The sequence below is a fragment of the Streptomyces sp. NPDC001530 genome (assembly GCF_042894545.1).
GTDB lineage: Bacteria > Actinomycetota > Actinomycetes > Streptomycetales > Streptomycetaceae > Streptomyces.
Genome location: NZ_JBIAVS010000002.1, coordinates 181,524 through 199,595, shown reverse-complemented (window position 1 = coordinate 199,595; position 18,072 = coordinate 181,524). Strand labels below are relative to the sequence as shown.

The window sequence follows — 18,072 nt, the reverse complement described above, 5'->3', positions numbered from 1 at the left end:
CCCCCGAGCGAGGACCCCCGCGATGATCACAAGCGCTGGACACCCGAGTCAATCCTCGGAGTTGCTTGCCCAAACCCCAGGAAATGCTTGGGGTCGGAGGTTGGGAGTTGGAGAGTGCTAAGGGAGTCGTACCGAAGTTCCGGGCTCCAGCAGGTGCAGCCGGTCCGTGAGTCCGGCCTCCGCGAAGGCCTTCGTCAGTGTGGCGCCGTCCTGGGTGAAGTGGCCCCAGTGCTCGAAGTGCAGCGGCACGACATGGCGGACGCCGAGGATCTCGGCCGCCCGCGCCGCGTCCTCGCTCGTCAGGGTCAGCGGGGCGTCCGGCACCAGCGGGGTGCGGGCGGCGCCCGCGAACAGCACCGCCACGTCGAACGGGCCCTCGCGGCCCGCGATCTCACGGACGACGTCCAGGGACGCGTTGTCGCCGCTCACGTACACCTTGGGCAGCCCGTCCCCGGACAGCACGAAGCCGGTCACCTCGCCCACCAGCGGCTCCGAGCCGTCGGGGCCGTGCTGCGCGGGCACGGCGGCCACCCGCAGCACACCGCCGTCGGGACGCGGCAGTTCGACGTGCTCCCAGGAGGGCACCGCCCGCACGGGCGCGCCGATACGGTCGTACGCCGATGCCGTCGAGAGGGTCAGCGGGGCGCCCGCGAGATACGTACGCCCGGACGCGTCGAGGTTGTCCGGGTGCTGGTCGTGCGAGAGCAGCACCGCGTCGACCGCGCCGATCTCCGCGGCCGGGAGCGCGGGTCCGGCCGTCTTCACCAGCTTCCGCGCGCCGATGGGGTACTCGCCGGGCGCGTCGAAGGTCGGATCGGTCAGCAGCCGTACGCCGCCGAGCGCGATGAGGGCCGTGGGGCCGCCGACGTAAGTGATCTCCACAGTGGTCATGCTCTGCACAATCTGTGGAGCGAGCGGCCATATTCCCGACCGGCGGGTCGTGGGGACTCCCGACCAGCGGATCTTCGCGACTCCCGACCGGCGGCCCCTCCGGACTCACGACCCGGTGGCCTCTTCGAGCTCCAGGCCGCTGACCGCTTCGGATTCCCGACCGGTGGGTCCTCCGAGCTCCCGACCGGTGACCGCTTCGGATTCCTTACCGGTGACTGCTGCGGATTCCCGGCCGGTGGTCGCTTCGGATTCCCGGTGCCGGTGACCGTTCCGGCGGCGTACGCGCGAGAGACTGGTCGTATGTGCCGCAGCATCAAAACACTCCGCCCGCCCGTGCTCCCCGAAGAGGCCACCGAGGAGGAGATCCGCGCCGCCGCCCTCCAGTACGTGCGCAAGGTGTCCGGTTTCAGCGCCCCGGCCGCCCACAACCGTGAGGTCTTCGACCACGCGGTCGAGGCGATCGCGGCGGCGACGGCCGAGCTGCTGGGCGGCCTGGAGGTACGCGGGGCGGCGCAGCGCGCGGGATAGGTCAGGCGCCGGTGCTCGGCTCCTGGACCGCGGGCCGCCGCATCAGGTACGCCGCTCCGGCGCCCGCGACGAACAGCGCCGCGAAGGAAACCCCCGTGGCGAGCCAGGTCGCGCCCAGCCACTGGCCGCCGAAGTAGCCGAGGGCGACGCTGTACCCGGCCCAGGTCAGGCCCGCGAGTATGGACCACGGCAGGAACTCGCGGACGCGGCGGTGGGCCGCGCCGGCACCGAGCGAGACGACCGAGCGGCCGGCCGGGGCGAAGCGGGCGATGACGACCAGGGCGCCGCCACCGCGCGAGAGGGCCACGCCGAGACGTTCCTGCGCGCTGGTCAGGCGGCGGGAGCGGGCGATGGCCCGGTCGAGGCGTTCGCCGCCGCGCCAGGCCAGGCGGAACGCCACCAGGTCGCCGAGGACGGAGGCCGTGGCCGCGCAGAGGGTGAGCATCAGGATGTCGGGTACGGCGTGCGGGACGGCGCCGGTGGCGGAGCCCGCCGCGGCCGTGGCCGCCGTGATGACCAGGACGCCGCTCGGCAGGAGCGGCAGGAACACATCAAGAAGAACGGACACGGCCACCGCCGCGTAGATCCATGGGCTGCCCGTCAGCGACCCCACACTCTCCAGCACCGAAACACTCCCCCTGAAATCCCCCGTAGGCCACGACCACGCCGCGACGTCGCGGGGAGCGGCAGGGCGGCCTGTAACAGCCATACAGCGTACGCGGCAGGTGTGACAGGCGATCCACGGGGGGCTCATGTGTCTGTCACATCACGTTCACCGGCTGTGCCCGTCATGCCGACGCCCGCCTCCTGTACGAGGAGACGGGCGTCGGTCATGCACAGAGGTGCGTCAGGCCGCGACAGGCTCCGAGGCCCGCTTGTCCTCGGTGGCCGAGGCGGTCCGGCCCGCCAGCAGCTGGTCGAGGCCGAGGGCGCCGGAGCCGGTGAAGACGAGCAGGAGCATGGTCCAGCAGAACAGCACGGAGAGCTCGCCGCCGTTCTGGATCGGCCACAGGGCGGCCGACTGGTGCACGTCGAAGTACGCGTACGCCATCGAGCCCGACGAGATGAACGCGGCGGCGCGGGTGCCGAGGCCGAGCAGCACCAGGGAGCCGCCGACGAGCTGGATCACGGCTGCGTACCAGCCGGGCCAGGTGCCGGCCGGGATGGTGCCACCGCCCATCGCGCCGCCGAGGACGCCGAAGAGCGAGGCGGCGCCGTGGCAGGCGAAGAGCAGGCCGACGACGATGCGGAACAGGCCGATGGCGTACGGCTGGGCGCTGCTGAGGCGTCCGGTCATGTGGGGGAACTCCTTCGGTCTGGTCCGGTCCATGGGGGACCGGATCTTGGGGACGGAACCGAGTGAGTCATCAACGTTAGGCGAACCTAATCAATGCTTGCAAGTTCAACATCTGGCCATGGTTCCGCTTCCGCTCGCGGTTCCGTTTGCGCCATCGCCGCACGTAGCGCCGCCCGCGCCACCGCGTCGGCGTCCGAAAGGGTGACCGAATCCACGCCCGGTCTGGCCCCGGCCGCGGTCACCCAGTGCACGCCCTCCGTGGGCACTCCGAACGCGAACCGCCGTGCGTGCGCCCGGCCTTGACGGTCGATCAGGCGATAAGGGCGCGGAGTGACGTCCAGCCCTCCGGTTTCGTAACCGTCCACGGTGTGCGGGCGGCACTGGCCCGTCTTCAGCAGCCGGGCGAGCAGGCCGTCGGCGGTCCGCCGCAGATCCGGTTCCGGTAGCCGCGCCTCCACGAGCGTCGTCGCCCGTACGACCGAACCCGGCACGTCGGGGGAGTGCGCGACCCACGCCCCGTCCTCGGCCCGCACCTCGAGCCGCGGACCGAGGACGTCCAGGACGCCCGCCTCGATCAGCGCGGCCAACTCCTCGATACGCCGCCGGGGCGGGCCGATGGAGAGAAAGGCGTTGAGCGGCGTGTACCAACGGTCCAGGTGCGCCCGGCGCGAATCGCCCGACAGCCCGCCGTGGTCCACGATCTGCCGCAGCTCGTTGCGCAGATCGCGCAGCACGTCGAGGGCGGCCTTCAGCGGCCCTTCGACATTGCCGAGCGCGGCTTGCGCGGCGTCCTCCCGCAGATGGCCGAGCAGCCACTCCCGCCAGGCGCCGGGGCCGCTGAAGGCGAGTCCGGCGTACGGGCGTGACATGCGGTCCCAGGACCAGCGGTCGGCCTGCGCGATACCGAACTCGTCGAGGAGGGCGGCTTCTTGGGGGCTCCGGTGTGGGACGGCGAGGAAGCGGTCCCGGAAGTCCGGGCCCTCCGACGTCCCCAACAGCCCGTCGTAATAGACCGTTTCCACTTCCTTCGCGACCAACGGCCATATCTCGCGCAGGAAGTCCGGCGCGTCACCGGAGTCCACGCGCTTTCGGAAACAGGAGATCACCTCGTCGGTGAGGACGAGCGGGGTGTGGCGGCCGTACGGGCCCTTCGCGTTGTCACCGCGCGCCTGGTACGGGATGCCGCGCCGCGAGCCGGCGTACAGACGGGGCTCGTCGCCTGAGGGCAGATAGCGCAGGCCCACACGGGTCCGGACGAAACGGCCGCCGCGGCCCGTGGTCAACAGCGCCATGTGGTCGAAGAAGTTGAGGCCGAGGCCGCGCAGCAGGACCGGTTCGCCGGGGGCGAGCGGGGAGAGGTCGACGTCGGCGGGGTTGGCGGGCGCGATGTGGCGCAGGCCGTGCCGCTCGGCGTACGCGGCCAGGCGCTGCTCCGCGGGATCCGCGAGCACCGGCAGATGGCCCTGCGCGAGGACCACGGCGGCGAGGCCCGACAGGGTACGGCCGGTGGACAGGGTGAGGGTCTGGCGGCCGTCGCCCGCGTCGTCGAGCCGTACCGCGCGGGCGCTGTGCACCTCGACGCGCACCGCGTCGGGCGCCCCGCGCACCACCGCGCCGAAGACCCACTCCAGGTAGCGGCCGTACTGGGCGCGGGTCGGATAGTCGTCGGGGCCCAGCTCGCCGCCCGCCCACGCGTGCAGGCTCGGCCCCGGACATATCGGCCCCGAGCAGTCCACGCTCTCGTCGGTGAAGAGGGTCACCTGCGAGGCCACGGTGTTCATCAGCAGATGCGGGGACTGCGCGGTGCGCCAGACGCGGCCGGGCCCGGGCGGGTCCGGATCGACGACGTGCACGGTCAGCCGCGTGCCCGGCGCGATCAGCTCGGGCACGGAGGCGCAGAGGCGTTCCAGAACGCTGGTGCCGCGCGGACCCGCGCCGACGACGGCGACGGAGACATGGCTGGTCCCGGAGGGCGCGGCCGGTGCTGCAGACAAGGGTGTGACTCCCGGGCGTGTGGGGCGCAGGGCGGTGAACCGTCCGCCGGAAGCGGGCGGTCATGGCAGCAAACCGCCCGCTGGAAGCGGACGGTCCGCCTCATCATGCCGTCGTACGGTGCGGGAGCCGAGCCCTGGAGCGGATGATCGGCGCCGGGTGTGGGATGCGTCACGAGCATCACGGGTCACGGGCACAACAAGCGTAGGGAATCGGTCGATTGCGGAGGAGTGCGGACGTCCTCCGTGGGCTCGGCGGCGCCCGGACACGTCAGCGCGCCCGGGACCGAGGGGTTCTCGGTCCACCGCTGCCCGCGCCGTTGGCGTCCTTGCACTCGCCGGAGCGGCCGTAGTCGGTCTCCCAGCGGGTCACCAAGCTCTTGCCGTCGGAGTGGTGGTCGGCCGCTCCGATGTCGTCACCGTCGTCTCAGGGGCTGAGCGCCGACTCGATGACCGCCTCGAGCCGGGCCCTCCCGCCGCGCCGCTCCCGCGCCTGTTCGAGCCGCAGTGACGCCGAACGCCCGTGCAGCGTCAGGGTCATCAACTGGTTGCCGAACCAAGGGCCGCCGGTATTCCGCCAGTCGACCGCCGGGCGCGCACAGCGGCCATGACGGGCGAACCAGTGGCCGAGCGCCCGGGCCGGTCCGCTCCACCCGAAGCGGAACCCGAGTCGTATGGAGAGCGGGATGGAGTTGTGGACGGGGGAACAGGTCAGCTGAAGGACACGGGCATCGGGCTGTACGCCACCGGACCACGACGGCTCGGCGACGTACGCGTGATGCACATCCCCGGACAGCACGAGCACGGTCGCCGGTGCGTCCGCCCCCGACCCGGCCTCCGCGATCAGTGCCGTCAGCGCCTCGAACGACTCCGGGAACGCCGCCCAGTGCTCCAGATCGGCCCGCCGGCGCAGATCCTCCCCGAACCGCGCCCAGCGCGCGCCCCGTTCGCCCCGGCAGAGCGCGGCGTTCCATGCCTCGGCGTCGTGCACGAGGTGGGGCAGGAGCCAGGGCAGGGAGGTGCCGATGAGGAGATGGTCGTACGAGCCGGGCGCGTCCAGCGCCTGTTCGCGCAGCCACTCCGCCTCCCCCGGATCGAGCATCGCGCGGTTCGGCTCCTCCAGGACGCGGGCCGCGCGGGTGTCGAGCATGATGAGGCGGGTGCGGCCGAAGTCGCGGCGGTAGCTCCAGCGGACGGAGGCCGGGTCCGCGTCCGCCTGGGCGGCGAAGGCCCGCAACACGTCCGTGCCGTCGGGGGTTTCGCGTACGGCGGCGTACAGCAGGTCGTCGGACAGCTCCCTCGGGGAGAGGTTGCCGAGGTGCTGATGGACCCAGTACGACATCAGGCCGCTCAGCACCCGCTCGCGCCACCACGGAGTGGCGCGCATGTCGGCGAGCCAGGAGGCGCTGGTGTTCCAGTCGTCGATGACGTCGTGATCGTCGAAGATCATGCAGCTCGGCACGGTGGACAGGAGCCAGCGGATCTCGGGGTCGAGCCACGATTCGTAGTACAGCCGGGTGTACTCCTCGTAGTCCGCGACCTGATGGCCGATGGGGTCTCCCTTGTTCGAGCGAAGCCGAGAACTTGGGGAAGGATCGGCGAGACCGCGCCGCGCGGCGATCCACGCGCGGGTGGCCTTGGAGACCTCGTCGGCGTACACCTGGTCGCCCAACAGCAGCAGCACGTCCGGGCGTTCGCCGTCGGGATCCGCGGCGATGCGGGCGGCGAGGGTGTCCAGCGCGTCCGGACCCACCGGGTCCTTCTCGTCCGCGGGCGGCGCGGCCCAGCGGCAGGAGCCGAAGGTGACGCGGACGGCGGCGTCCCCGTCCGGGGTGCGGACGACCGAGGGCGGGAAGCGGGAGTCGGCCGGCGGCCACACGGTGGCGCCGTCCAGCAGAACCTCGTAGGCGACCGTCGTGCCCGGCGTCAGTCCGCTCACCGGCACCAACGCGTAGTGATGGCCCGCGACTTGGAACGTGCGGGCCTCGCCGCGGGCGCCGTCGGCGCACCGCACCTCGGCGACGCACGGACGGCTCGCCTCGACCCAGAAGGTCGCGGACGAGCCGTCGACGTATCTCAACAGCGGTCCCAGGCGCAGCTCCGCCATGGTGATCACCCTCCTCCGTCGCCCCGTACGGTACGGAACGACGGAGGTCGGTGGGGAGGTTCCGGCAACCGCGAACGGCAACCGCGAGCGGTTCGGCCGGGCGCCGCGGATCAGCAGCCGCTGAGGACCGAGCTCAGCTTGCTCTTCTCGGCCGAGTCGACCGAGAGGTCGTAGTAGTACTTCACCTGGACCCAGGCACGGACGTAGGTGCAGGCGTAGGCGGTGCGGGACGGCATCCAGGTGGCCGGGTCCTGGTCGCCCTTCGCCTGGTTCACGTTGTCGGTGACGGCGATGAGCTGCGGGCGGGTCAGGTCGTTGGCGAAGGCCTGACGCTGGGAGGTGGTCCAGCTGTCGGCGCCGGAGTCCCAGGCCTCGGCCAGCGGCACGAGGTGGTCGATGTCGAGGTCGGACGCGGCGGTCCAGGTGGCGCCGTCGTAGACGGAGTACCAGCTGCCGCTGGTGGCCGCGCAGGAGGAGTCGGTGACGACGTTCGAACCGTCGCGCTTCAGGACCGTCTCGCGGGTGTTGCAGGTGCCGGAGATGGTGATCCAGTGCGGGAACAGATCACGGCTGTAGCCGGTGCGGTCCTCCGTCGCCACGGTGAGGGAGGCGAGGTAGGTCCGGGCAGTGGCGGCGCTGACCGGGGTGGGCAGGGCGGCGGAGGCGGTGGGGCCGTTGAAAATCCCGGCCATGGCTATCAGGCCGGTGACGGCTGCGAGTATGCTCAGCCGTCGACGCGCGTAGACCTTGGACATGCGAACTCCCTTGGAGCGGGGGGCCGTTGGGGTGAGCGAGCACATGCTTGCGGCGGCGTATTTCCGGAAGGTGTGAGTCAGGTAAGAAGCTAATGACGTGTTCATGTCATTGCAATGCTCGCGACAGGACTTGCGGTGGGGTGTGTGCCGCGAGTGAGCTCTGTGCCTGGTGGGGCCGCTGACGGGACCAAAGGCCCTACGGTGCCCGTCGGCCGATCCCGTACGATGGATGGCGCAGAAGGGGAGTAGCTCTTCGCCGGACCGTCGACATACTGCTCAGCTCGCCTGAGCCGGCGCCCGGAGGCAGGCCTCGTTCGAGGGGCCGGCCAGCGAGACCTTCGGCAAGCAGTGCACTACCCGTGCCGTGTCGTGTTTTTCGTCCGGCGTGGGTGCTCCTGCCCGCGCCTCCCGGTGCGGGCACCGCTGTGCGCTGCCGTGCCGAGGTGTCGCAGCGCAGTCGCAGACCTCTCGGTGGGGCAGCCCGACCGATTGAGGAATTTTGATCAGCTTCACCGTGATGGCGCTCGTCTTCGGCGTCGTCTTCCTTGCCGAGCTGCCGGACAAGACCGCGCTCGCCGGCCTCGTCCTCGGCACGCGCTACCGCGCCTCGTACGTCTTCGCCGGTGTCGCCGCCGCCTTCGCCCTCCATGTCGCGCTCGCCGTCGCTGCGGGCAGCGTGCTGACCCTGCTGCCGCAGCAGATCGTGCACGCGCTGACCGGTGTCCTCTTCCTTGGCGGCGCGGCGGTGCTGCTGATGAAGAAGGGCGAGGACGAGGGGGAGATCCGCAAGCCCGAGAACCAGAGCTTCTGGAAGGTCTCGGGGGCGGGCTTCATGCTCATCCTGGTCGCAGAGTTCGGCGACCTCACCCAGATCATGACGGCGAACCTCGCGGCCCGCTACGACGACCCGCTCTCCGTCGGCCTCGGCGCGGTCCTGGCGCTGTGGGCGGTGGCAGGGCTGGGCATCGTCGGCGGCCGGGCCCTGATGAAGCGGGTGCCGCTGGAGCTGGTCACGAAGGTGGCGGCGGTGCTGATGCTGGGGCTGGGGGGCTGGAGCCTGTACGAGGCGGTGGCGGGCTGACGTGTGGTGTGCTCGCCGGGTCGCCTGCCGCCGGGGGTGGGGCGGGGCCCGTGCGGGTTCGCCTGCCTGCCGGCCGGTGGGTGGGTCGGGGCCGTGTCAGTACATCCGCCCCGTCGACGGTTGCAGCTGGGCGTGGTGCCGTTGCTCGGCCTGGTGACCATCACGGGGCGACGGGGCATTTGATGTACTGGCACGGCCCCTCCCGTGGTCTGGCGGCAGCGGGTACGTGGGGGCGCGCGTCGACGACTGCGGGTACGCAGACGTCTACGGGCACGTGGGGGCGCGCGCCGACGTCTACGGGCACGTGGGGGCGCGCGCCGACGTCTACGGGCACGTGGGGGCGTGCGTCGACGACCGCGGGCACCGTGGGGGCGTGTGTCGACCGTCTACGGGTACGTGGGGGCGCGTGTCGAGGGCTGCGGGGCCGTTGGGGATTGGCTGCCTTGGTGTCCGTTGGCGCCTGTCGGTGTCTGTTGGTGTCCGTGCGGCGTCGGATTGGTGTCTGTGCAATGTCGCCGGGGTGGCTGTATGGGGTCTGCTGGCTGAGGCGCAGGTCAGGAGTGGTGGCGCCGGGGGCTGCGATTTTGTATCGTGGAGGAACAAAGTGGCTCCCGCCCGCACTCCCTGACCGGCGGGCGGGGCCGCCTTGTCCTGGGGGCCGCGCCATGGCCCCCTTTCCCGCGCTTTGGAGCATGCCGATGACGGCCACCACCGTTCTGACCGCCCGCGCCCTCCTGCTCGACATGGACGGCACCCTCGTCAACTCGGACGCCGTCGTCGAACGCTGCTGGCGCCGCTGGGCCGACCGGCACGGGCTCGACGGGGACGAGGTCATGAAGGTCGTCCACGGCAGGCAGGGGTACGCGTCGATGGCGGTGCTGTTGCCGGACCGGCCGATGGAGCAGAACCACGCGGACAATGCGCGGATGCTCGCCGAGGAGACCGCCGACATGGACGGCGTCGTCGCGATTCCGGGTGCCCCGGAGTTTCTGGCCTCCCTCGGTGAGGTGCCGCACGCGCTTGTGACCTCTGCGGATGTGGCCCTGTCCACCGCGCGGATGGCTGCCGCCGGGCTGGGGCTGCCCGACGTGCGGGTGACCGCCGAGTCCGTCGGCGCGAGCAAGCCGGATCCCGAGGGGTTCCTCAAGGGGGCCGCCGAGTTGGGGGTTGCCCCTGAGGACTGTGTTGTCTTCGAGGACTCCGGGGCGGGGATTGCGGCGGGGAGGGCTGCGGGGATGCGGGTCGTCGGGGTGGGGCCCCGGGCGGGCTTCCACCGCCCGGACGTTCTCGTTCGCGACCTTACGCAGGTGCGGGTGGAGGCCGTCGGCGACGGCACGATTCGACTCCACGTCGGGTGACACCCCTGGGGTGACCGCCCGGGTTTTTCGCCCCCTCCGCCCCTACCCATCCCGTACCTGGGGGCTGCGCCCCCAGACCCCCCTTCGGCCTTAACGGCCTCGTCCTCAAACGCCGGACGGGCTGAAGACGCCTGGCCAGGGCTGAAAGATTGTCGGCTGGGGGGAGAGAGGGCAGCCCAGAGAGGGCAGCCGGGGTGGGTGGGAATCCAGCGGGGTGGGTGGGATGCGCCCGCGGTCGTCGACGCACGCCCGTCGTCGGCATACGCCACCGCGTGCCTGTAGTCGTCGGCGCGCGCCCCCGCGTAGCCGCGGTCGTCGATGCGGGCCCCCCGCGTATCCGCAGCCCTCGACACGCGCCCCCACGTGCCCGCGGTCGTCGGCGCGCGCCCCCACGTGCCCGTAGTCGTCGGCGCGCGCCCCCACGTGCCCGTAGTCGTCGGCGCGCGCCCCCACGTGCCCGTCGACGTCTGCGTACCCGCAGTCGTCGACGCGCGCCCCGCCGTGCCCATAGACGCCTGCGTACCCGCGGCCGTCGACGCGCGCCCCCGCGTACCCGCTGCCGCCAGACCACAGGAGGGGCCGTGTCAGTACATCAAATGCCCCGTCGCCCCGTGATGGTCACCAGGCCGAGCAACGGCACCACGCCCAGCTGCAACCGTCGACGGGGCGGATGTACTGACACGGCCCCGACCCACCCACCGGCGGAAAGCGGGGCGGTCACGCGTCACGGTTCTGCGGTTTCCGACTCCAGGCTCGTCCGGGTGGCGCTGCCGTACACGCCCTGCTCGTCGGCCGTGATGCCTCGCGCCCACTGGTAGCGGCGTACGGCCTGTTCGAGCTGGTCGTCGTACTTGCCGTTGTCGTCGCCCGTGTAGACGGACAACTGGCGTAGGCGCAGCTGGAGTTCGGTGACCTCGGGGCCCTTGTCGCCGCGTCGCAGGGTCTGCGCGCGGCGGTTGTCCGATCCATTCCGCGTGGGTTCTATCGAGCCAGTCGCAGTCGCGGTCGTTGGCGTCTGCGTCTGCGGCTGTGTCGGCGTGGCCGACCGGGACGGTGTCGCCGACTCGCTCGACCGGGACGCCGAGGGCGACGGGCTCGCGCTGCGCGACGGGGCGGGTACGGCAGGCGCCGACGTCGGCGCCGTGGACGGCGCGTTCTCCGACGGCGTCACCGTCGCCGCCTCGGACGACACGTCCGGCACGCTCGCCCGCACATCCTCCGGCAACGCCCCGTCCCGAGCAGGAGCGTCGTACGAGAACAGCCCACTCGCGATGCCCGCCGCGGCGACCACGGCCACGACGCCTCCGGCGACGCCCAGGACAGCGGTACGCCGCCGACGCCGGGGCCGCTCGTCCGATACGGCCGGTGGTCCGGCCTCCGCCGACGCCGTCGGCGGAGGCTGCTCATGGAACAGCCGTACGTCGGCGACGTACGGCTGCGGTTCGGACGGCACAGCGGCGAGCCGCATCGTGGGCGCGCCCCCGTTGTCGGCGCCTCCCGACGCCCCATCCCCTACGGAGCCCTCCGCGGAGCCTTCCGTCCCCAACTCCACATAGGGCCGAATCCGCAAGGGATCGAAGTCCTCCGCCGCAGCCGCCTCCGCCGTACGCGCATCGCGCAAGGCGTCGGACGCCCGCTGTGTGCAGGCGCACGACGGGGTGCCGTCCGGCGCGCGGGGCGCCGCGCACTCGGGGCAAATATGGCTGTTCTGTTCAGTCACGCGTGGGTCCCTCCCCCCTGGAGAACTCCTGAGGTTATCCGGAGGTCCTTCACGCAATCTCCAGGAGTCCCCGGAATCCCGGCCTCCGGAGGCTTCGGCGAGTACTCAGTGAGGGGTTTACGGACTCAACGAGGACTCAACAGGCCATAACCGGTCACACCGACCACCATGGAGTGAGACCGAGACCCTTGGCGCCCACGGGAGGCCTGCATGACGGGCGACGTACCAGGAGCGGACGCGCCGACCGGCGTGAACGAGTCCGCCGTGCGGCGCCGCGCCGCAGCCGCCGCCGACGCCCGCGACACCGTGCACGGCAGCGTCTTCGTCTCGATCGGCGCCCTGCTGCTCGGCATGCTGCTCGCCGCGCTCGACCAGACGATCGTGTCGACGGCGCTGCCGACGATCGTGAGCGACCTCGGCGGTCTGGAGCACCTGTCCTGGGTGGTCACCGCGTACCTGCTCGCGTCGACCGCGGCGACCCCGCTGTGGGGCAAGCTCGGCGACCAGTACGGCCGGAAGAAGCTGTTCCAGGCCGCGATCGTGATCTTCCTGATCGGGTCCGCGCTGTGCGGCATGGCGCAGAACATGCCCCAGCTCATCGGCTTCCGGGCGCTGCAAGGACTTGGCGGCGGCGGTCTGTTGGTGCTGTCGATGGCGATCGTCGGCGACATCGTTTCGCCGCGTGAACGGGGGAAATATCAGGGGTTGTTCGGCGCCGTCTTCGGTGCGACCAGCGTGCTGGGACCGCTGCTCGGCGGGCTGTTCACCGAGCACCTCAGCTGGCGCTGGGTCTTCTACATCAACCTGCCTGTCGGCATCGTCGCGCTCGCCGTGATCGCGACGGTCCTGCACATCCCCAGGAAGGCCGCGCAGCACGTCATCGACTATCTCGGCACCCTCCTGATCGCCGCGGTCGCCACCAGCCTGATCCTGGTGGCCTCGCTCGGCGGTACCACCTGGAGCTGGAGCTCGCCGCAGATCATCGGCCTCGCGGTCCTCGGCGTGGTCCTGGCCGTGGCGTTCGTGGCCGTGGAAGGGAAGGCCGCCGAACCCGTCCTTCCCCTCAAACTCTTCCGCATCCGCACCTTCACCCTCTCCGCCGTGATCAGCTTCATCGTCGGCTTCGCGATGTTCGGCGCGATGACCTATCTGCCGACCTTCCTCCAGGTGGTGCAGGGCGTGTCGCCCACGCTGTCCGGTGTGCACATGCTGCCGATGGTGTTCGGCCTGCTGCTCTCCTCCACGGTCTCCGGGCAGATCGTCAGCCGCACCGGCCGCTGGAAGGTGTTCCCCATCGCGGGCACGGGGGTCACCACGGTCGGCCTCCTCCTGCTCCACCAGCTCGACGAGAACAGCGGGACGGGCAAGATGAGCTCGTACTTCTTCGTCTTCGGGCTGGGCCTCGGCCTGGTCATGCAGGTACTGGTCCTGATCGTGCAGAACGCGGTGTCGTACGAGGATCTGGGGGTCGCCACCTCGGGCGTGACCTTCTTCCGCTCCATCGGCGCCTCGTTCGGCGTCGCCATCTTCGGCACGGTCTTCGCGAGCCGCCTCGGCGACAACCTGACAGCCGTGCTCAGCGGGCAGCGGCTCCCTGCGGGCATCACCCCGAACTCCCTCAAGGCCGACCCGAAGGGCATCGCCGACCTGCCGTCGCATCTGCAGCAGCCCGTCATGCACGCGTACGCGACGTCCATCACGGACGTCTTCCTGTACGCCGCCCCGGTCGCGCTTCTCGGCTTCGTACTGGCCTGGTTCCTGCGCGAGGACAAGCTGCGCGGATCCGTCACCGCGCCGGACGTCACGGAGACGCTCGCCAGCAATCCGGTGGAGCGGTCGTCGTACGACGAGGTGTGCCGGGCGCTGTCGGTGCTCGGCACCCGGGAGGGGCGGCGCCGGATCTACGAGAAGATCACCGAGCGGGCGGGCCTGGACCTGTTGCCCGCCGCGAGCTGGCTGCTGCTGCGGATCAGGAAGTACGGGTGGGCGGAGCCCGCGGAGCTGGCCGAGCGCAGCGCCGTACCGCTGCCCATCATCCTCGCCGCCGCCCGGCAGGTGGAGGAGCGCAGGCTCGCTCTGCGCGAGGGGCTCGACCTCGTCCTGACCGAGCAGGGCAGGGAGGCCGCCGAGAAACTCGCCAAGGCCCGCGAGGAGTCCCTCGCCGAACTGCTGGGCGACTGGTGGGGCCCGGACCGCCCCACCGACCTGGCCCAGCTGGTCCAGGAACTGAACGCCGAGATGTGCGGCTCCGACGCGGAGCGCCCGCACGAGGGGACGGTGCCGCGCACGCAGGGGAAGCCGGCCTGAGCCTCTGACCGCCCGGAGTCCCGAACCGCCGGCGTTCCGAACCCGAACCCCCTGAGCCAGCCGGTCAGGTCGGCTTCAGCTCCTTCCTGAACCAGTGCTCGGCATAGATGTCGTCGTTGTGCGCCGCGGTCTCCTCGTAGCCGTGCCGGGCGTACAGCGCACGTGCCTCGACGAGGTCGCTGCGGGTGTCGAGGATCAGCCGCTCGGCGCCCAGGGCGCGTGCCGCCTCCTCGGCCGCGGCGAGCAGCACGGGGCCGCCGCCCTTGCCGCGCAGTTCCTCACGGACGAAGACACGGCTCAGTTCGCCCGTCGTGGCGTCCAGCATCCGCACGCCCGCCGTGCCCCCGGGCTCCCCGTCGTACCGAGCGACCAGGAGCACTCCGGTGGGCGCCGCGAACTCGCTGCCCGTCCGCGCCGCGACCTCCCGCTCCAGTTCGTCGGGATCCGTCGTACGCCCTTCGTGCAGCAGGTACCAGCGGTCGCTGACCTCCGTGTAGTACGTCCGCCACAGCGCGGCGGCGACGGGGGAGTCGAAGGGTTCGGGGGCGACGGTCCAGGAAGTCGTCGTACGCGTACGGGTCATGACGGTCATTGTTGTGAGGCACCGCCCCGGCCCCGCAAGCGGATTTCGACGGACTGTCAGGGGCAGTAGGGAAACTGAGCTGGGGGCTGCGGCGCTTCGCGCCGTGACGCGGCCTGTTTGAGGGGCGGCTTCCGGGCAACCCGGTCCGGGAACCGGCCCGTTGGGTCGAGAACCTCGGAAGGCATCCATGTCCACAGGCGTGATCATCGCTCTGATCGTGATCGTGGCGGCCGTTGTCGTTGTCGCGGCCGCAGTGACCCTCCTCGCCCGGAGGCCCCAGGGCGGGCGCAGACTGCGCCGGCGCTTCGGGCCCGAGTACGACCGGACCGTCGCCCGGCACGACGGTGACGCCAGGGCCGCCGAGCGCGACCTGGCCGAGCGGGTGGAGCGGCACGGTGCGCTGCGGGAGCGGCCGTTGGAGCCCGCGGACCGCGAACGGTACGCGGCCCGCTGGACGGCCGCCCAGGAACGCTTCGTCGATGCGCCGCGGGAGGCGGTGGCCGAGGCCGACCAGCTGCTCGGTGAGCTGGCCGGCGTGCGCGGGTTCCCCGATGGGGGCCGTTACGAGGAGCAGGTCGCCGCGCTCTCCGTCCACCACGGGCAGCACGTCCACGGCTACCGTCGCGTGCACCGTGCCGCGTCGGCCCGCACCGGCGGGACGCCGGAGCGGCAGGCTGACACGGAGGAGATGCGCGAGGCCATGATCGAGGCCCGCGCCCTCTTCGAGGACCTGCTGACGCCGCCCCGCCAGGCCACCGCCCGCCCCGAGCCCTCCCCCTCCCCCTCCTCCGACGGTCGGGGCGGCCACCTGCCGTGGGCGTTCACCAGGCGCCACGCAAAGGGGAGTTGAGGAACGTGAAGGACGCGACATCAGGTAACGGCACCGAAGAAACACGCCGCCGCGAGGCGATGAAGGGCCGCGCGGGCGCCCCGGACACGACCGAAGCAGCCCCTGCGCCCACCAAGGCCATGGTGGGCGAGGGCACGGCGGCCCGCGCGGAGACGCCGGACCGTCCCGGCACAGGCACCGCGCCCGAACAGGGCATCGAGCTCCCCGCCCCCGCGACCCCGGCCCCCGCAACCCCCACCCCCGCAACCCCCGCCCACGAGTCCCCGAGCGGTGAGCAAGAACGGGCCCGTCCCGGCGCCACCGCCGCGTCCGGCGAGGGCACCGCAGTACACCAGGCCGAGCGGCACCATCCCGTTGCCGCGCCTCGCGAAGGCGCCGGTACCGGGCGCGGGGACGAGTCCCCGTCCACCCCTCGCGCCGACGGCGATTCGACCGCTGCCAGGGACGTCGGCGTCCGTGGCCGGGCCGCAGCGCGCCTGCTCCGCGAGGACGAGTGCGAGAAGTTCTCGCTGCGGCTGCGGCACGCGGTCGGCGGCTTCGTCGACGGCCCTCGGGACGCCGTGGAGGAGGCCGACCACGTACTGGAGGAGCTGGCCGCACGCTTCACGGAGGCCGTGGCCCACCGCCGCCGCACGCTCCGGACGTCCTGGCAGCCGGGCGACGAGGCCACCCCGTCCACGCCGTCCACCCGGTCCACCCCGTCCACCGAAGACCTCCGGCTGGCCCTCCGGGACTACCGCGACATGACGGAGCGCCTCCTCCGGCTCTGAGCACGACCCCGCGTACGAGCTCTGCGCACGACCTTCGCGTACGCGCTGGACTCACGGCAACCGTGAGGGCCGCGCCCCGGACCATGTCCCGGGGCGCGGCCCTCACTGCTGCCGCCGGGTCAGCTCTCCCGGCGCTCGTGCCAGTCCCGGACGATCTCCTCCACGTCGTACGGCTTGAGGCCGAGGGGAGGGCCGGGCGGGGGTTTGAACATCATCTCGCGGATCTTGGTGTTGATGTCCTCGACGATCCGGCGGACGACCCGCTCCGAGGGGGCGGCGGACGCCGCGGCGAGCGCGTCCTCGGCCTCCTTGCGCAGCGCCAGCGACGGCGGGAGGACGGACAGCCCCTCGCGGGCCATCTTCTGCTTGATCCACCACAGTTCGTCGTACGACGTGTCGGTGGCCTGCGGCAGTGGCTTGCCCGCGCCCGGAAGTTCGGCGAACTCGCCGCGCGCCTGCGCGTCGCGGATCTGTCTGTCGATCCAGGACTCGAAGCTGACACCGGGTGGCTTGCGCTCGGTCATGAGTCCATTGTGCCGGAGGCCGCACGGCGGGGCGATCGGTCGAATTATCATGCGGCGGCGGTGCGCCAACGGTGCCCCGCGCGAGGACAATTGGACCTGCGCCAAACACATTGGCCCAGCACCACACGAAGGAGCGCGCGTGCTCGAACTCACCATGGCCTCGGTGTCCGGGGCGGACGCGGGTGCGACGGCCGGAATGCTGATGGCCGACGCGCCGAGCGACCCCGGAGCCGTGTTGCGGGTGGGCCGGGACCGGGCCGTGTGCCGTCTCGCGACCCCCGACGACTGGCTGTTCGTGTCCCGGGTCCACCTGGAGTTCCTGTGCGGCCCGGACGGCTCCTGGCAGGTCACCTGGCTGCGCGGCTCGCACCCGGAGCCGTCCTCCGAGGTACGGCTGACGCTGGCCGGTCAGCCGCCTCAGAGCTTCCCGTACGGCGGCACGGCCAAGCTCCCCGCGGGCAGTTCCGGAGAGCTGGTCATCCAGGACCGCACCGGCCCGCGCACCGTGAACGTGGGCTTCTATCACGAGGCCTAGGGGGCCCTGGACCCCAGCCGCGGTTACGCCAGCACCCGCGCCAGCGCGAACCCGTCGTACCCCTTGATCCCCACCGTCTGGATCGCCGTACCGCTCAACTTCGGGTGGGAGGCGATCAGTTCGAGCGCGGCCCGCGTCCCCCGCACGCTCGGGTCGGTGCTGGCCGCGTCGGTGATCGCGCCGCCCCGTACGACGTTGTCGAGGACGATCAGGCTGCCGGGGCGGGTGAGCTTGACGGCCCAGTCGATGTAGTGCGGGTTGTTCACCTTGTCGGCGTCGATGAAGACGAAGTCGAACGGCTCCGGGTTCTCCTCGGCCAGCTTGGGCAGCGACTCCAGGGCGGGGCCCACCCGCACCTCGGCGATCTTGTCGAGGCCGGCGCGGGCGAGGTTGCCGCGGGCGACCTCGGCGTGCTTGGCGTCGTACTCGAAGGTGATCAGCCGGCCGTCGGCCGGGAGGGCGCGGCCCAGCCAGATCGTGCTGTAGCCGCCGAGCGTGCCGATCTCCAGGACACGGCGGGCGCCCTGGATCTGGGCGAGGAGCTGGAGCAGCTTGCCCTGGTTCGGCGCGACGTTGATGGGCGGCAGCCCGGCCGCGTCGCTGTCGCGCAGCGCGGCGGCCAGGATGTCGTCGGCCGGGGCGAGGAGGGTGGTGAAGTAGTCGTCGACGTCGTTCCAGCGTTGCGACTCGCTCATGCACCATGCCTTTCGTATGTCTAGTTAGATGCCCTAACTAGTCCCCCCGCGAATCTAGTCGCGGGCGCACGCGCTCGCCA

Annotated in this window: 17 protein-coding genes; 7 read left to right on the top strand and 10 right to left on the bottom strand. The window is 71.7% G+C overall.

The window, feature by feature from the left end:
* Positions 1-117 precede the first annotated feature (117 nt).
* Positions 118-891 carry an MBL fold metallo-hydrolase gene (locus ACFY0T_RS03815; protein ID WP_388864387.1) on the bottom strand — a complete coding sequence of 258 codons (774 nt, stop codon included), beginning with the start codon at positions 889-891 and terminating at the stop codon, positions 118-120.
* Positions 892-1,191: 300 nt separating this feature from the next.
* On the opposite strand from ACFY0T_RS03815, the gene ACFY0T_RS03810 reads away from it, so the two are divergent.
* The gene (locus tag ACFY0T_RS03810; protein ID WP_388864386.1) at positions 1,192-1,419 is read left to right on the top strand and encodes a DUF2277 domain-containing protein; all 228 of its coding nucleotides are present in this window, start codon (positions 1,192-1,194) and stop codon (positions 1,417-1,419) included.
* 1 nt (position 1,420) lies between these two features.
* Here ACFY0T_RS03810 and ACFY0T_RS03805 read toward each other — a convergent pair whose 3' ends face one another.
* The 5 genes from ACFY0T_RS03805 to ACFY0T_RS03785 all read right to left on the bottom strand — a co-directional run bounded on the left by ACFY0T_RS03805 (position 1,421) and on the right by ACFY0T_RS03785 (position 7,569).
* Positions 1,421-2,044 carry a DedA family protein gene (locus ACFY0T_RS03805; protein WP_388864385.1) on the bottom strand — a complete coding sequence of 208 codons (624 nt, stop codon included), beginning with the start codon at positions 2,042-2,044 and terminating at the stop codon, positions 1,421-1,423.
* Positions 2,045-2,266: 222 nt separating this feature from the next.
* Positions 2,267-2,716 carry a DoxX family protein gene (locus tag ACFY0T_RS03800; protein WP_388864384.1) on the bottom strand — a complete coding sequence of 150 codons (450 nt, stop codon included), beginning with the start codon at positions 2,714-2,716 and terminating at the stop codon, positions 2,267-2,269.
* An 86-nt stretch (positions 2,717-2,802) separates the two neighbouring features.
* A complete protein-coding gene (locus tag ACFY0T_RS03795) occupies positions 2,803-4,710 on the bottom strand; it encodes an FAD/NAD(P)-binding protein (protein ID WP_388864383.1) in 1,908 nt (635 codons plus the stop codon).
* Positions 4,711-5,134: 424 nt separating this feature from the next.
* Positions 5,135-6,814 (bottom strand): alkaline phosphatase D family protein, encoded by a 1,680-nt coding sequence (locus ACFY0T_RS03790; protein WP_388864382.1) that lies wholly within the window; start codon positions 6,812-6,814, stop codon positions 5,135-5,137.
* A gap of 110 nt (positions 6,815-6,924) precedes the next feature.
* A complete protein-coding gene (locus tag ACFY0T_RS03785) occupies positions 6,925-7,569 on the bottom strand; it encodes an HNH endonuclease family protein (protein WP_388864381.1) in 645 nt (214 codons plus the stop codon).
* A 499-nt stretch (positions 7,570-8,068) separates the two neighbouring features.
* Between ACFY0T_RS03785 and ACFY0T_RS03780 the strand changes: the two genes are divergently transcribed.
* Together ACFY0T_RS03780 and ACFY0T_RS03775 are read left to right on the top strand one after the other, a co-directional pair.
* The gene (locus tag ACFY0T_RS03780; protein ID WP_388864380.1) at positions 8,069-8,650 is read left to right on the top strand and encodes a TMEM165/GDT1 family protein; all 582 of its coding nucleotides are present in this window, start codon (positions 8,069-8,071) and stop codon (positions 8,648-8,650) included.
* A gap of 692 nt (positions 8,651-9,342) precedes the next feature.
* Positions 9,343-10,008, top strand: a complete 666-nt coding sequence (locus tag ACFY0T_RS03775; RefSeq protein WP_388864379.1) for an HAD-IA family hydrolase — start codon at positions 9,343-9,345, stop codon at positions 10,006-10,008.
* 724 nt (positions 10,009-10,732) lie between these two features.
* Here the strand turns inward: ACFY0T_RS03775 and ACFY0T_RS03770 are convergent.
* Positions 10,733-11,728 (bottom strand): peptidoglycan-binding protein, encoded by a 996-nt coding sequence (locus ACFY0T_RS03770; RefSeq protein WP_388864378.1) that lies wholly within the window; start codon positions 11,726-11,728, stop codon positions 10,733-10,735.
* Between the two features lie 210 nt (positions 11,729-11,938).
* On the opposite strand from ACFY0T_RS03770, the gene ACFY0T_RS03765 reads away from it, so the two are divergent.
* Positions 11,939-14,035: a DHA2 family efflux MFS transporter permease subunit gene (locus ACFY0T_RS03765; RefSeq protein WP_388864377.1), complete on the top strand. Its 2,097-nt coding sequence runs from the start codon at positions 11,939-11,941 to the stop codon at positions 14,033-14,035.
* Between the two features lie 64 nt (positions 14,036-14,099).
* Here ACFY0T_RS03765 and ACFY0T_RS03760 read toward each other — a convergent pair whose 3' ends face one another.
* Positions 14,100-14,618: a GNAT family N-acetyltransferase gene (locus tag ACFY0T_RS03760; protein ID WP_388864376.1), complete on the bottom strand. Its 519-nt coding sequence runs from the start codon at positions 14,616-14,618 to the stop codon at positions 14,100-14,102.
* Between the two features lie 187 nt (positions 14,619-14,805).
* Here ACFY0T_RS03760 and ACFY0T_RS03755 point away from each other — a divergent pair, with 187 nt between their 5' ends.
* Both ACFY0T_RS03755 and ACFY0T_RS03750 read left to right on the top strand, forming a co-directional pair.
* Positions 14,806-15,468, top strand: a complete 663-nt coding sequence (locus tag ACFY0T_RS03755) for a hypothetical protein (protein ID WP_388864375.1) — start codon at positions 14,806-14,808, stop codon at positions 15,466-15,468.
* A gap of 5 nt (positions 15,469-15,473) precedes the next feature.
* Positions 15,474-16,238: a hypothetical protein gene (locus ACFY0T_RS03750; RefSeq protein WP_388864374.1), complete on the top strand. Its 765-nt coding sequence runs from the start codon at positions 15,474-15,476 to the stop codon at positions 16,236-16,238.
* A gap of 119 nt (positions 16,239-16,357) precedes the next feature.
* On the opposite strand, the gene ACFY0T_RS03745 is transcribed toward ACFY0T_RS03750, so the two are convergent.
* Complete coding sequence (locus ACFY0T_RS03745; RefSeq protein WP_388864373.1) at positions 16,358-16,762, bottom strand: DUF1992 domain-containing protein; 405 nt, start codon at positions 16,760-16,762, stop codon at positions 16,358-16,360.
* A gap of 139 nt (positions 16,763-16,901) precedes the next feature.
* On the opposite strand from ACFY0T_RS03745, the gene ACFY0T_RS03740 reads away from it, so the two are divergent.
* Positions 16,902-17,297: a hypothetical protein gene (locus tag ACFY0T_RS03740; protein ID WP_388864372.1), complete on the top strand. Its 396-nt coding sequence runs from the start codon at positions 16,902-16,904 to the stop codon at positions 17,295-17,297.
* A gap of 23 nt (positions 17,298-17,320) precedes the next feature.
* On the opposite strand, the gene ACFY0T_RS03735 is transcribed toward ACFY0T_RS03740, so the two are convergent.
* A complete protein-coding gene (locus tag ACFY0T_RS03735) occupies positions 17,321-17,992 on the bottom strand; it encodes an O-methyltransferase (RefSeq protein ID WP_388864371.1) in 672 nt (223 codons plus the stop codon).
* Between the last annotated feature and the right edge of the window lie 80 nt (positions 17,993-18,072).